Source organism: Kitasatospora sp. NPDC058048, from assembly GCF_042885555.1.
GTDB classification, from domain to species: domain Bacteria; phylum Actinomycetota; class Actinomycetes; order Streptomycetales; family Streptomycetaceae; genus Kitasatospora; species Kitasatospora lactacystinica.
Genome location: NZ_JBHVRT010000020.1, coordinates 68,854 through 82,651 on the forward strand (window position 1 = coordinate 68,854; position 13,798 = coordinate 82,651).

A 13,798-nucleotide genomic window follows, 5' to 3' on the forward strand; every position below is an offset into this window, starting at 1 on the left:
GTCAGCCGTCAGCCGTCAGTTACCCGGCCCTCAGCCACCGCCCGTCGGCCACCGCCCGTCGGCCGCCGGCAGTCAGCCGTCAGCCACCGGCCGAGGCGCCCGCCCCCGTGAGCGCGTCCGCCCCGCCCGTGGGCTGGGTGGTCGGCCGGCTGGTCGGGGGCGCGGTCGGCTGGGTGGTCGGCGTCGTCGGCTTCGAGGTGGGCCGGGGCGGCCGGGTGGGCTGGGTGGTCGGCTGGCTGGTCGGCGGAGCCGTCGGTGCGGTGGTCGCACCGCCGTCGGTGCCGCCCGGCGAGGTCGAGCCGTCGCCCGGCGCCGTGGTGGGGCCGGTGGTCGGGGCGCCGGTGGGGGCGCTCGTCGACGGGGTGCCGCTCGGCGTGCTCGGGGCGGTCGGCAGGTCGATGGCGCCCGAGGAGTCGCCGCCGGCCGGGGTCGGGAAGTCGCCGACCGGCTGACCCTTGAGCGCGGCCTTCATGTAGCTGGTCCAGATCTGGGCCGGGAACTGGCCGCCGGCCGCGCCGTCGATGCCGCCGACGCCGCTCAGGCTGACCTGGGCGCCGGTGCCCGGATCCTGGCCGAACAGGCCGACCGAGGTGACCAGTTCGGGGGTGTAGCCCACGAACCAGACCGACTTCTGGTCGTCGGTGGTGCCGGTCTTGCCGGCCACCGGGCGGCCGAGCGCCTTCGCCCGCCAGCCGGTGCCGCCCGGGTCGCTCACCACGCCCTGGAGCATCGAGGTGACCTGGTTGGCGGTGTCCTCGCTGATCGCCTGGGTGGTCTTGTGCGCGGGCAGTGCCACGTTCTCGCCCTCGCGGTCCACCGACTGCACCAGCCACGGGGTGATCTGCTTGCCGCCGTTGTCCAGCGTGGCGTACACGCCCGCCATGTCGAGCACGCTCGGGGTGGCCGCGCCCAGCGGGATGGACGGCACCGGGTCGAGCCCCGGGATGTTGCCGGGCAGGCCCATCGCGACGGCGGTGTCCTTGACCTTCTGGAGCCCGGTGTCCTGCGCGAGCTGTGCGAACGCCGAGTTGACCGACCAGTCGGTGGCCTGCTGGAGGCTGATCTGGCCGTAGCTCTTGTCGCCCTCGTTCGGCGGCGCGTACGGGGTGCCCTTGCCGCCGCGGACCTTCCGGCCGCTGGTGCCGTCGTAGACCGTGCGCGGGGTGATGGTGCGGCCGTCCTGGGTCTTGGCCTCGTTCTCGAACGCGGCGGCCAGCGCGATCGCCTTGAAGGTCGAGCCGGCCTGGTAGTCGCGCCGGGTGGCGTTGTCGACGTAGTGCTTCACGTAGTCGACGCCGCCGTAGAGGGCGACGACCGCACCGGTCTTCGGGTCCACCGAGGCGGCGCCGGCCTGGGCGGACGCGTCCTTCTTCCGCTTGTCCGGGTTCAGGCTGTCGTGCAGCTGGGCCTGGACGGAGTCCTGGAGGGCCTGCTGGCGGGCCGGGTCGATGCTCAGCTTGATCGTGTAGCCGCCCTTGGCCAGCTCGGTCTCGCTGATCACCCCGCTGGAGGTGAGGTACTGGGTGGCGGCGTCGACCAGGTAGCCGGCCTGGCCGGACAGGCCCGGGTTGGGCTGCGGGTCCCGGACCTCCGGGAAGGTGGTCGCGGCCCGCTCGTCCGCGGAGAGCCAGCCCTCCTTGACCATGCCGTCGAGCACGTAGTTCCAGCGGTTGACGGCGTTCTGCTTGCCCGCCGCGGTCGCGGTGGCGACGTCGTACGCGCTCGGGGCGTTCAGCAGGGTGGCCAGGTAGGCGCCCTGGGCGGCGTCGAGGGCCGACGCGTCGATGCCGAAGTACGCCTGGGCGGCGGCCTGGATGCCGTAGGCGCCGCGGCCGTAGTAGGAGGTGTTCAGGTAGCCGGAGAGGATGTCGTTCTTGCTCTCGGTGGCGTCCACCTTGATGGCGATGAACAGTTCCTTCACCTTGCGGGTGATCGACTGCTTCTGGTTCAGGTACGTGTTCTTCACGTACTGCTGGGTGATGGTGGAGCCGCCCTGGGTCCCCTGGCCCTTGGCGGTCTTGATCGCGGCCCGGGCCAGGCCCTGGACGTTGACCGCGCCCTCGTTGTAGAAGTTCCGGTCCTCGGCGGCCAGCGCGGCGTGCTGGGCGGCGGGGGAGACCTTGTCCAGGGAGACGTTCTGCCGGTTGGTCTGACCGGTGCGGGTGAGCACCGAACCGTCCGAGTAGAGCCAGGTGTTGCTCTGGGCGGTCGCGGCGGCGTGCGCGTCCGGCACCTTCACCAGGGTGATCCCCAGCGCGAACAGGCCGATGCCGAGCAGCAGGGCCGTGCAGAAGCCGAGCAGGGTCATCCGCCAGGTGGGTATCAGCCGGCGGATGCCGGTGCGCTTCGGGCGACGCGACTTCCTGCCGCCGGATCCGTCGGAGCCGCCGGTGCGGCCCGACCCGCCGGCCGGGCCGGTGGAGCGCTTGAACCGCTTGACCGGGCGGAGGCTGATCGACGGCGTGCTACGGCCGCTCTGGGCGTTTCTGGACAATGCGCGGCCTTTCCTGCGGGCGCATCGAGGCAGCCGGCACGGACGGGGACATCGGCGGTTGGGGACCTTTGTCCCGATTCAGGTTCTACTGCCCTGGACGAGCAGAATGGGCCGGATGGCTCCGGTGAATCGCCGATCGAGACCGACATCACACGCAAATCGGACGTCGGAGGCCAAAAAATCGGGGAGCCCCTCGCTGCTGCGAGAGGCTCCCCAACTGTCTGTGCGCCGCCAGGGACTCGAACCCCGGACCCGCTGATTAAGAGTCAGCTGCTCTAACCAACTGAGCTAGCGGCGCTTGCTGACCTGGAAAACAATACACGCTTCCGGGGGGTGCCTCGAACCGGCCGCGGGTAACCCCCGGACCGGCCGGACGGTGGCTGCCCGACCTGCCCCTTTCCTTCCGGTTGGTCCGGAGTTCGCCGCTGGTTAGGGTGGAACGGTGCCCCGCCTCCAGCCCGGCCACCGCACCGCACGGACGGCGGTCGCCACCCTGCTGCTGCTCAGCGCCGTGGCGTACACCGCCTGGGTGCTGGAGGTCGTGCTGAGCACCGGGCTCGACCCGGTGCAGGCGTACATCAGCGAACTCGCCGCCGAGGACCAGCCGCTGGGCGGCCTGTTCCGGGTCACCGACCTGGCCGCCGGACTCTGCCTGCTCGCCGCCGCCGGCACCGCCCTCGCCACCGGGCGGGTCGGGGCCTCCCGCCGGCACCGCTGGGCGCTGGCCGGCTGGTCGGCGCTGGCCCTGTTCGGCGCCGCGACCGCCGCCGACTCCAGGCTGCCGCTCAGTTGCGCTCCCACCAGCGACGAGATGTGCGCCGCCCGGGAGACCGCCGGGCTGGTCCCCGCCACCCACACCGCGCACGCCGTCACCAGCAGCCTCGCCATGGCCGGGGCGCTCACCGCGCTGGTCTCGCTCACCGTGGCGGCCCGCCGCTACCGCTGGTGGCCGGGGGTGCGCCGGTTCGGGCCCTGGCTGCTGGGCGCCGAACTGCTCGCCACCGGCTGGAGCCTCGCCTCGATCGCCGCCTTCCAGGCCGGGCGCGGCACCTGGGCGCTCGGGGCCGGGCAGCGGCTGCAGGTGCTGCTGGTCGCGCTCTGGCTCGGCCTGCTGGCCCTGGACGTCGCCCGCTCCGCCCGCGCGGGCGCGCCCGACCCGTCGGGCGGGGGCGCCGGGGACGGGGAGCGGTGCCCTCCGACCGGGCCGTTCCAGGAGCGGAGGCCGGCATGAGCACTCCCGGAACGCGGACCGCCGGCCGGGCGCGCTTCCTGCGCGTCGACGGCGTCCCGCTGCACGTCCGCGTCGAGGGCGGTGGCCCGGTCTGCCTGCTCTCCGGCGGCCTCGGCAGCAGCTGGTTCGACTGGGACCTGGTCGTCCCCTTCCTCACCCCGTACCGCACCGTGGTCCGCTTCGACCGGCCCGGCTACGGGCTGAGCGCCCCCGAGCCCGCCACCGGGCGGCCCGCGCCGACGGCGGCCGGCGAGGCCGGTCGCATCCGGGCGGTGCTGGACGGCCTGGGGCTGCGGGAGCCGTGCACCGTGGTCGGGCACTCGATCGCGGGCTTCCACGTGGAGGCCTTCGCCCGGCTGCACCCCGAGCGGACCGCCGGGCTGGTGCTGGTGGACGGCAGCGTGGAGGCGGCGGCCCGGCCGTACCCGGCGCCCGGCGCGCGCGACCTGGCGGCCCGGGCGGTGGCCGGCGCCGCCACCGCCCTCGCTGTGCCGTACCTGCTGGGCCCGTCCGTCCGCCGGGCCATGGCCCGGCTGTCCACCGTCCGCCGTGAGGACCTCGCCCCGGCGCCGCTGGTGCGGCACTGCTACCGCACCGGGCGGGCCCTGCGCGCGCTGCTGCGGGAGAACGGCCGCTACCTCGACACGGCCGCCGAGCTGGACGGGCTGCGGAGCACCCGGCCGCTGGCGGAGGACCTGCCGGTCACCGTGCTGGCCGCCGACGACGGCTGCCGGACCCGCCGCACCGAGGAGTGGCTGGCCCGGCAGCGGGAGCTGGCGGCGCTGCTCGGGGCGGACTTCCGCACCACCGCCCCGGCCGGGCACCTGGTGATGTTCGACCGCCCGGACGCGGTGGCCTCGGCCGTGCTCGACACCCGCTGAGCGGTCCACCGGGGCCGGAAATGCCTCAGGCCGCCCACCGGAGTGGACGGCCTGAGACCTTGCCATGTGCGCCGCCAGGGACTCGAACCCCGGACCCGCTGATTAAGAGTCAGCTGCTCTAACCAACTGAGCTAGCGGCGCCTGCTGACGTCGAAGACTTTACACGGCGCCGACCGGATCCACCGAATCGTGTTCGAGTGATCACTCTGTGTAGTTTCCTCCGGGGTCCGGGTGGTGGCAGGCCGCACTGTGGTCCGCCCCCGGCGCGCCGCCGACCAGGGCCGGCCGTTCCCGCTCGCAGCGGGCCCGGTCCGCCGGGGACGTCAGCCCGGCGTAGCGCGGGCAGCGGGTGCGGAAGACGCAGCCGGTGCGGCGCTCGGTGGGCGGGGGAGGGTCGCCGGCCAGCAGGACGCGGTCGCGGGCGCGTTCGGCGGCGGGGTCGGGGAGCGGGACGGCCGAGAGCAGGGCGCGGGTGTACGGGTGGCGGGGGCGGTCGAAGACGGCGGCCACCTCGCCCTGCTCGACCGTCCGGCCGAGGTACATCACGCTGACCCGGTCGGCGAGGTGCCGGATCACCGAGAGGTCGTGCGAGACGAACAGGTAGGACAGGCCCAGCTCGGCCTTGAGCGCCTGGAGCAGGTTGAGCACGCCGGCCTGGATGGAGACGTCCAGCGCGGAGACCGGTTCGTCCAGCACCAGCAGGCCGGGCCGGACGGCGAGTGCCCGGGCGATGGAGACGCGCTGGCGCTGGCCGCCGGAGAACTGGTGCGGGTAGCGGACGGCGTGCTCCGGGTCGAGGCCGACCTGGCGCAGCAGTTCGGGCACCCGGCGGGCGATCTCCTCGCGCGGGGTGCGCTGGGCGAGCAGCGGTTCGGCGACGATGTCGCCGATCGGCATCCGGGGGTCCAGGCTGGCCATCGGGTCCTGGAAGACGATCTGCACCCGGGCGCGGAGCCGGTGGGCCTCGGTCCGGGTGAGGGCGGCGGTGTCCCGGCCGAACAGTTCGATCCGGCCGGTCTCCGGGGCGCCGAGCCGCAGCAGTTCGAACAGGGTGGTGGACTTGCCGGAGCCGGACTCGCCGACCAGGCCGAGGGTCTCGCCCTCCCGCAGGTCCAGGTCGACGCCGTCCACCGCGTACACCTCGCCGACCTTGCGCTTGAACACGGTGCCCTTGAGCAGGGGAAACGTTTTTCCGAGGCCGCTCACCGACAGCACCGGCGTCCGGGTGGAGCGGTCGCCCGGGCCGACGGCGGTGGAGGGCAGCTCCGGGACGGGATAGACCTCGGCCGGCGCGGGCCGCCGATCGGCGAGCTCCGCCGAGCGCACGCACGCCGACAGGTGGCCGTCCGCCCCCTCCAGGGCGGGCTCGGCCGTCGCGCAGCGCTCCTGCACCAGCGGGCAGCGCGCCGCGAACGGGCAGCCCGGGGGCAGTTCGGCCATCGGCGCCGGGGTGCCGGGGATCGGCACGAGCGGACCGCCGCGCCCGTCCAGCCGGGGCAGCGCGCCGATCAGACCGAGCGAGTAGGGGTGGCGGGGGGCCGCGAACAGTTCGTCGACCCCGGCCGTCTCGACCACCCGTCCGGCGTACATCACCGCGACCCGGTCGGCCGTTCCGGCGATCACCCCGAGGTCGTGGCTGACCAGGACGAGGGCCGCGCCGGTCTCCCGCCGGGCGGTGCGCAGCACGTCCAGCACCTGGGCCTGGATGGTGACGTCGAGCGCGGTGGTGGGCTCGTCGGTGAGCAGGATGTCGGGTTCGTTGGCGATCGCCATGGCGATCATCGCCCGCTGGCGCATGCCGCCGGAGAACTCGTGCGGGAAGCTGTCCAGGGCCCGGTCGGGCGCCGGGATGCCGACCAGGTCGAGGAGTTCGGCGGCCCGGCGGCGCGCGGCGGCCTTGTCCACCCGCTGGTGGATGCGGACCGCCTCGGCGATCTGGTCGCCGATCCGGTAGACCGGGGTGAAGGCGGAGAGCGGGTCCTGGAAGACCATGGCGATCCGGCGGCCGCGGATCGCGGCGAGCTCCCGGCCCGGCAGCCCGACCAGTTCCCGTCCGTCCAGCCGCACCGAGCCGCTGACGCTCGCCGTGCCGGGCAGCAGCCCGAGCACGGACAGCGCGGTGACGGACTTGCCGGAGCCGGACTCGCCGACGATGCCGAGGGTTTCGCCGCGCCGCAGGGTGAGGTCCACCCCGCGGACGGCGGGGACCGGGCCGTCGGGCCCGGCGAAGTCCACCCGCAGGTCCCGGACGGCGAGCAGCGGGGTTTCGACGGTGGTGGTCACGGGTGCTTCCTACGGCCGGCGGAGCGACGGGTACGGGGCGAACGGCGGGGCGCGGCCCCGGAGGTGGGGTCGAGCGCGTCGCGCAGCCCGTCCCCGATCAGGTTGACGGCGAGGACGAACAGCACCAGCAGGGCGGCGGCGAAGTAGAACAGCCAGGGGAACACCGGGGCCTCACCGGTTCCGGCGGCGAGCAGGGTGCCGAGCGAGACGTCCGGCGGCTTGACCCCGAAGCCGAAGTAGGAGAGCGCGGTCTCGCTCATCACGGCGCCGCCGACCGCGATGGTGGCGTCGATGATGAGGAAGGAGGCGACGTTCGGCAGGATGTGCCGGCTGATGATCCGCAGCGGCCGGACTCCCATGAACTGTGCGGCGAGGACGAATTCGCGCTCGCGCAGCGAGATGGTCATCGAGCGGACCACCCTGGCGGTGATCATCCAGTTGAACAGGGCGAGCAGCAGGACGAAGGCGATCCAGCCGGCGCCCTTCAGCCGGGCCGAGACGATGGTGATGATCAGGAAGGCGGGGAAGACCAGCAGCAGGTCCACCAGGAACATCAGCGCCCGGTCGGCCCAGCCGCCGAAGTAGCCGGCGCAGGCGCCGACCACGGAGGCCAGCACGGTGGAGAACAGCGCCACCAGCAGGCCGATGACCAGCGACTTCTGCAGGCCGCGGACGGTCTGCGCGAAGACGTCCTGACCGACCCCGTTGGTGCCGAACCAGTGCTGGGCGGAAGGGGGTTGGTGCAGTGCGGAGAAGTCGGGAGTGGCGTAGTCCCAGGGTGTGAGGTACGGGCCGCCGAAGGCGAGCAGGAACAGCAGCAGGACGACGACGGTCCCGGCGACGGCGCCGCGGGCGGCGAGCAGCCGCTTGAGCACGAGCCGTCCGCGACCGGTGGCCCGGGGGGCGGTGGCCGGGGCGGAGGGATCGGCGACGGTGGTGGTCATCTCAGGTCACCTCCGGTCAGGACCGCACGCGCGGGTCGAGGGCGGCGTGCAGGGTGTCGGCGAGGAAGCCGGAGGCGAGGACGACGACGGCGGTGAACAGGTTGACGGCCACCACGGAGTTGACGTCCTGTTCGTTGATCGACTGGATCAGCCACTCGCCCATGCCGTGCCAGCCGAAGATCGTCTCGGTGAAGATTGCGCCGGTGAAGATGCCCAGGAAGCTGTAGGCGAACATGGTCGACATCGGGATCACCGCGGTGCGCAGTCCGTGCTTGAGCAGCGCCCGGCCGCGGGTCAGACCCTTGGCCTCGGCGGTGCGCAGGTAGTCCGAGCCGAGCACGTCGAGCATGGTGCCGCGCTGGTAGCGGCTGTACGTGGCGAGGCCGCCGAGGGCCAGCGAGATCGTGGGCAGCAGCAGGTGCAGCGCCCAGTCGGCGAGGTGGGCGCCGAGGCCGCCGGTGAGCCCGGGGGTCTCGTAGCCGGTGAACGGGATCACCTCGTGGCCGACCGCGTCCTTGGCGGTGATCGCGCCGTTCTTGAGGAACAGCGCGACCAGGAAGACCGGGGTGGAGAGCAGCACGAAGGACATCACGGTGAGCAGCCGGTCGGAGACCCGGTACTGGCGCACCGCGCTCCAGGCCCCGGCCGCGACGCCCAGGACCATGCCGAGCAGGCTGCCGATCAGCAGCAGGCGCAGCGAGACCCGGACCCGGCGGCCGAAGTCGTCGGTGACCGGGGTGTCGTGGATGGTCCGGCCGAGGTCGCCGTGGAGCAGCCCGCCGGCCCAGTGGCCGAAGCGCTCGACGACCGGGGTGCGGTCGTTCAGGTTGAGCGCGGTGAGCTGGCGTTCGACCGATTCGGCGGCCGGGCGGGGGACCTTGGCGTCGAAGTAGGTGCGCGGCTGCAGGGCGGTCGCGGAGATCGCGTACGCCAGGAAGACGGCGGCGATCAGCAGCACCGCGTAGTAGCCCAGGCGTTTCGCCAGGTAGCGGAGCATCAACGGCCGCCCGCTGCGGTGCGGGTGGGGCCGACGCGTCTGGTGGGCATCGGTTGGCCTTCGGTCCGGGCCCGTTGGGGCGTCAGTCGGGTGGTCTGGCACGGGAGTTGGGAAAGCGCAGGTCAGAGTGAAGCACCGGGGCACTGAGCTGGTGTTGCGCCCGTGTTGCCGTGTGTGACTTTTGGATCAGACGTGCGTTCCTCCCCCTGGTGGTCGGTCTGATCCGCTGTTACGTTCTGCTCGCTCGATGCCGAATTGGCTGCCCACGCTCAAGCCTCGTCACACCTCGCGCGCCCCACATCCCGTCATCGATCCCAGGGGACCCTCATGGACGCTTCCACCACGGCCGGCCGTCTCGGCCGGGCGGCCGCCCTCGCCGTCGCCGTCGCGCTCGCGGTCACCGCGTGCACCTCGGGCGGGGGTGGCTCCGTCGACGGCGCGGCCAGGAGCGAGCCGCCGGGGCAGGGCTCCAACGACCTCAACCCCAAGCCGCTGGACCAGATCAAGGACGGCGGCGAGGTGCGCTTCCCGCTGTACCAGTGGATCACCCAGTGGAATCCGCTGCAGGTGGACGGCTACTACGGTTCCGCGGTCTCGATCATGCGCAACCTGGAGCCTTCGCTCTTCACCACGGACGCCGCCGGCACCTTCCTGCCCGACCCGGACTACCTGGTGGACGCCAAGGTCACCTCGACCTCGCCGCAGGTGGTCACCTACAAGCTCAACCCCAAGGCCAAGTGGTCGGACGGCAAGCCGCTGAGCTACCTGGACTTCAAGGCCGACTGGCAGGCCGCGAGCGGCAAGGACCCGGCGTACAACCTCTCCGACCCGTCCGGCTACGAGCAGATCTCCGCGGTCGAGCAGGGCGCCGACCCGAGCGAGGTCAAGGTCACCTTCGCCGAGCCGTACGCCGACTGGCAGAACCTGTTCCGCCCGCTGATGCCGGCGGCCGGCATCTCCACCCCGGACGACTTCAACAAGGGCTGGGTGGAGAAGATCCCGATCACCGCGGGCGCGCTGAAGGTCGGCACGGCGGACAAGACCGCGCAGACCCTGACCCTCGTCCCGGATCCGGCCTGGTGGGGCACCAGGGCCAAGGTCGACAAGGTCACCTTCCGGGTGATGTCCCAGGCGGCGACGACCCAGGCGTACCTCAACAACGAGATCGACTACGCCGCGGCCGGCACCGCCACCGCGTACGGGCAGCTCAAGAGCGCCAAGGACACCGTGATCCGGGCCGCCAGCCCGTGGGACGAGGTGCACATCTCCTTCGGCGGCACCGGCGCGCTGGAGGACCGGAAGGTCCGCCAGGCGCTCGGCAGGGCGCTGGACCGCTCGGCACTGATCAAGATCGCCAACAACGGGGTGCCGGTGGAGTTCAAGCCCCTCGGCAACCACATCTTCATGCCCAACCAGACCGGGTACCAGGACACCTCCGGCGACTGGGCGAAGTTCGACCCGGCCGCGGCCAAGAAGCTGCTGGACGAGGCGGGCTGGAAGGAGTCCGGCGGCCAGCCGCGGACCAAGGACGGCCGGCCGCTGGAACTGCACTGGGTGCTCAACGACTCCACGCCGCAGGCCCAGATCGACCTGGCCACCGCGGCGGTGGCGATGTGGCAGGCGGTCGGGGTCAAGGTCAGCCTGGACAAGGTGGCGGCCAACGACTTCTTCACCAAGTACGTGAACCCGGGCAAGTTCGAGATCGCGAGCTGGCGCAACACCGACTCCTTCCCGCTGTCCAAGAGCCTGACCAACTTCCGGCTCCCGGTGGGCGACAACAGCTTCAGCAACCCCTCGCGCCTGGGCAGCCAGGAGATCGACGACCTGCTGAAGAAGGCGGCCGGGACGGTCGACCCGCAGGAGGCGGCGAAGCTCTACAACCAGGCGGACGCGAAGATCTGGGAACTCGGCCACACCGTCGAGCTCTACCAGCGGCCGGAGGTGGTGGCGACCCGCAAGGGCCTGGCCAACTACGGGGCCTTCGGCCTGGCGAGCGAGGACTACAGCAGGACCGGCTGGGAGAAGTAGCCGCCGCCGGGACGGGACGGGCCGCACGGCAGGCGCTGGCGAGCAGCGCGGTGATCACGAGGCCGGTGGCGCGGACGCGGGAGGATCGGCTCTGCCGCCCCCGCTGTCCCGCCACCCGCCTTGACCTTCCGCGTTGCCCGCAGGCCGCCCGTGTCATGGGGCCCGGCAGGGCCCGCGCTCTTCCAACCGGGGAAGAATCTAGCGGCGTGCCGGTCGCCCGCCGGGCAGCGCGCGGGGCGCGCCCGGAAACCCGCCGCGCTGTCACCCGGTTCGCGCACCGGAGCGTCAACTGGGGCTGACGGCAAGGAAAAAAGGGATATTCAGGGCCATCGTGACCGGCGGCGCGCGGGGTTCCCGCCACGCGCCCGAGCGTGCACACCTGTCCTGCCCGAGCCTGCCCCCTGCCCTGCCCTGCCCTGCCCTGCCCGAGCCCGCTCTGCCCGAGCGTGCACTTGCCGTGCCGGTGCGTGCACACCTGCCGCGCCGGTGCGTGCACCGGGCCGGAGGCGCTGCCAGGATGCGCGGGACGACTCCCCTCCCGACTCCCGGAGCAGCTCCGATGGTCAGTGACCCCGCGGCCGCGGCACCCCCCGGCCACCCCGTCGACCCGCCGCCGGTGCGCCGGATGGTCCCGCGCGACCGGCACGAGCCGCACCGGGTCGCCACCCCGCTGGAGCTCTTCTTCGACCTCTGTTTCGTGGTCGCGGTGGGCCAGGCCGGGCGCGAACTGGCCCACTCCCTGGCGGCCGGGCACTACGGCGAGGGCCTGCGCGGCTACACGCTGACCTTCTTCGCGATCTGGTGGGCCTGGATGAACTTCACCTGGTTCGCCTCCGCGTACGACGTCGACGACGTGCCGTACCGGGTCACCACGCTGGTGCAGATCGCCGGGGTGCTGATCCTCGCCGCCGGGGTGCCGCGGCTGTTCGCCACCCAGGACCTGACGCTGGCGATCGTCGGCTACGTGGTGATGCGCCTGGCGATGGTCACCCAGTGGTTGCGCGCGGCCGCCGGCGAACAGGGCCTGGCGCGCCGGGTCGCGCTGGGCTACGCGGCGGGGATCACGCTCTGCCAGGTCGGCTGGGTGGTGGTGCTGTTCCTGCCGCCCGGCGTCCGGTCGTACGTCATCCCCGTCGGGGTGCTGTGCGAGCTGGCCGTGCCGGTGATCGCCGAGCTGCGGATGCGGACCTCCTGGCACCCGCACCACATCGCCGAGCGGTACGGGCTGTTCACCCTGATCGTGCTCGGCGAGACGGTGGCGGCCGCGACCGTCGCGGTGCAGTCGGCGGTGGACGAGCACGAGGGCCTGGGCCGGCTGGTGCCGGTCGCGATCGGCGGGCTGCTGATCTGCTTCTCGGCCTGGTGGATCTACTTCGCCCGGTCCGTCCACGAGCACCTGCGGTCCAACCGGCAGGCACTGGTCTGGGGGTACGGGCACTACCTGGTGTTCGGCTCGGCGGCGGCGATCGGCACCGGGCTGGAGGTCGCGGTGGATTCGGCGGTGCACAAGGCGCACATCTCGGAGACCGCCGCCACCGCGACGGTCACCGTGCCCACCGCGCTCTACCTGTTCACGGTCTGGTTCCTGCACTCCCGGCACACCAAGCGGGGCGCGGTGGCCCAGGCGGTGGCGCCGACGGGGGCCGTGCTGGTGCTGGCCTGCACCGCGCTCGGCGGCTCCGGGGTGCTCGCGGCGGGCCTGGTCTGCGCGCTGATGGTCGTGGCGGGCGTGCTGATCCACGGCCGGGAGAGCAGGCGGGCGGGCGTCGCTGGCGCGGGTGCCGGTGGGGCGGGCGCCGGCGGGCTGGGCGCCCGCTAGCCGACCCGCTCCAGCAGCACCGGCTCGTGCCGGGCCAGCCAGTCCAGGTAGGCGGGGTTGACCTTGGCCAGATCCAGGTAGGCGGCCCGCAGTTCGCCGTACAGCGCGTCCAGCGCGGGCGGGCTGAGCACGCACGGACGCCAGGTGAACAGCAGCCGGACGGCCAGCGGGTCCCCGTGCACCGGGCGGACCACCGTGCCGGGCCCGGGCAGCGAGGTCGGCTGGCAGGGACGGACGGCCTCGCCGGAGGCGACCAGCTCGGCGGCGGTGGCGTTGTCCCGCACCTGTACCACCCGGGGGTTGAGCCCGGCCTCGCTGAACACCCGGCGCATCGCCGCGTACTCGTGGTCGGCGGTCGGGTCGACCATCCAGGTGTCCTCGGCGAGGTCGGCCAGGTGGACGACCGGCCGGGCGGCGGCCGGGTGCCCGGCCGCGAGCGCGACGAACTGCGGCTCCCGGGCCATCAGCACCCGCTGCTCGGCGTCCGGCGGCACCCGCAGCGGGAAGCCCTCGCTCTCGTACACGAAGGCCACGTCCAGCTGGTCGGCGGCGACCATCCGCAGCAGCGCGCTGGCCGAGACGTCCACGTGGATGGTGGTGTCGGTGTCCGGCAGCCGCTCGTGCACCCGGCGCAGCCAGGCCGCGACCGCCCGGCTGCCGACGCTGCCGATCCGCAGCCGCCGCTGCCGGCCGGGGCCGGCCGCGTCCCGGGCCTCCTGGCGCGCGGCGGTCACCAGGGCCGCCATCTCGGTGATCACCGGCCGGGCCCGGGAGAGCACCGAGTGACCGAGCGCGGTCGGCCGGCTGCCGGTCTGCTCGCGGGTGAACAGGGTGCCGCCGATGGCCCGTTCGATCCGGTGCAGCTGGGTGGTGAGGGAGGGCTGGGTCATGCCGAGCTGGAGCGCGGCCTTGCGGAGGCTGCCGCTGTCGGCGATCGCGCACAGCACCCGGAGGTGTCTCACGTCGAGCTCCACGTCCGGAGCATAGACGCCGCCGCACCACCTCGCCAAGGACATGACAGGCATTCAAGGGCATGCCGAAGGGCCGGTCGGCGGACCGACCGGCGCGGCGCGCGGCGGACCCGGCCGCTATGCGGCCGAGCTATCGCCGGTTGGCATCAT

Annotated in this window: 9 protein-coding genes and 2 tRNA genes; 4 read left to right on the forward strand and 7 right to left on the reverse strand. The window is 73.1% G+C overall.

Features of this window, described 5'->3' with window-relative positions; all coding sequences use genetic code 11:
* Positions 1-79: 79 nt before the first annotated feature.
* Together ACFVVA_RS21905 and ACFVVA_RS21910 are read right to left on the reverse strand one after the other, a co-directional pair.
* Positions 80-2,494, reverse strand: a complete 2,415-nt coding sequence (locus ACFVVA_RS21905) for a transglycosylase domain-containing protein (protein WP_387691785.1) — start codon at positions 2,492-2,494, stop codon at positions 80-82.
* A 224-nt stretch (positions 2,495-2,718) separates the two neighbouring features.
* Positions 2,719-2,792: transfer RNA gene (locus ACFVVA_RS21910), tRNA-Lys, on the reverse strand.
* 144 nt (positions 2,793-2,936) lie between these two features.
* Between ACFVVA_RS21910 and ACFVVA_RS21915 the strand changes: the two genes are divergently transcribed.
* Both ACFVVA_RS21915 and ACFVVA_RS21920 read left to right on the forward strand, forming a co-directional pair.
* Positions 2,937-3,725 carry a DUF998 domain-containing protein gene (locus ACFVVA_RS21915; RefSeq protein ID WP_387691788.1) on the forward strand — a complete coding sequence of 263 codons (789 nt, stop codon included), beginning with the start codon at positions 2,937-2,939 and terminating at the stop codon, positions 3,723-3,725.
* The gene (locus ACFVVA_RS21920; protein ID WP_387691790.1) at positions 3,722-4,606 is read left to right on the forward strand and encodes an alpha/beta fold hydrolase; all 885 of its coding nucleotides are present in this window, start codon (positions 3,722-3,724) and stop codon (positions 4,604-4,606) included. Before ACFVVA_RS21915 ends, ACFVVA_RS21920 begins: the two co-directional genes overlap by 4 nt.
* 67 nt (positions 4,607-4,673) lie before the next feature.
* Here the strand turns inward: ACFVVA_RS21920 and ACFVVA_RS21925 are convergent.
* The 4 genes from ACFVVA_RS21925 to ACFVVA_RS21940 form a co-directional block, all read right to left on the reverse strand.
* A tRNA-Lys gene (locus ACFVVA_RS21925) sits at positions 4,674-4,747 on the reverse strand.
* 60 nt (positions 4,748-4,807) lie between these two features.
* Positions 4,808-6,889, reverse strand: a complete 2,082-nt coding sequence (locus ACFVVA_RS21930; RefSeq protein WP_387691793.1) for a dipeptide ABC transporter ATP-binding protein — start codon at positions 6,887-6,889, stop codon at positions 4,808-4,810.
* Positions 6,886-7,833, reverse strand: a complete 948-nt coding sequence (locus ACFVVA_RS21935) for an ABC transporter permease (RefSeq protein WP_387691795.1) — start codon at positions 7,831-7,833, stop codon at positions 6,886-6,888. Before ACFVVA_RS21935 ends, ACFVVA_RS21930 begins: the two co-directional genes overlap by 4 nt.
* A 16-nt stretch (positions 7,834-7,849) precedes the next feature.
* Entirely contained in the window at positions 7,850-8,830 is a 981-nt protein-coding gene (locus ACFVVA_RS21940) for an ABC transporter permease (RefSeq protein WP_387691797.1), read from the reverse strand.
* Between the two features lie 327 nt (positions 8,831-9,157).
* On the opposite strand from ACFVVA_RS21940, the gene ACFVVA_RS21945 reads away from it, so the two are divergent.
* The gene (locus ACFVVA_RS21945; RefSeq protein WP_387691799.1) at positions 9,158-10,858 is read left to right on the forward strand and encodes an ABC transporter family substrate-binding protein; all 1,701 of its coding nucleotides are present in this window, start codon (positions 9,158-9,160) and stop codon (positions 10,856-10,858) included.
* Positions 10,859-11,417: 559 nt separating this feature from the next.
* Positions 11,418-12,677 carry a low temperature requirement protein A gene (locus ACFVVA_RS21950; protein WP_387691801.1) on the forward strand — a complete coding sequence of 420 codons (1,260 nt, stop codon included), beginning with the start codon at positions 11,418-11,420 and terminating at the stop codon, positions 12,675-12,677.
* Here the strand turns inward: ACFVVA_RS21950 and ACFVVA_RS21955 are convergent.
* Positions 12,674-13,651, reverse strand: coding sequence for a LysR family transcriptional regulator (locus ACFVVA_RS21955; RefSeq protein ID WP_387691803.1), 978 nt, complete (start codon positions 13,649-13,651; stop codon positions 12,674-12,676). The genes ACFVVA_RS21950 and ACFVVA_RS21955 overlap by 4 nt on opposite strands.
* Positions 13,652-13,798 lie beyond the last annotated feature (147 nt).

Coding starts and splice junctions, on each gene's coding strand:
- ACFVVA_RS21935 (WP_387691795.1), bottom strand. CDS start 7,833: ATGACCACCACCGTCGCCGATCCCTCCGCCCCGGCCACCGCCCCCCGG.
- ACFVVA_RS21950 (WP_387691801.1), top strand. CDS start 11,418: ATGGTCAGTGACCCCGCGGCCGCGGCACCCCCCGGCCACCCCGTCGAC.
- ACFVVA_RS21945 (WP_387691799.1), top strand. CDS start 9,158: ATGGACGCTTCCACCACGGCCGGCCGTCTCGGCCGGGCGGCCGCCCTC.
- ACFVVA_RS21940 (WP_387691797.1), bottom strand. CDS start 8,830: ATGCTCCGCTACCTGGCGAAACGCCTGGGCTACTACGCGGTGCTGCTG.
- ACFVVA_RS21920 (WP_387691790.1), top strand. CDS start 3,722: ATGAGCACTCCCGGAACGCGGACCGCCGGCCGGGCGCGCTTCCTGCGC.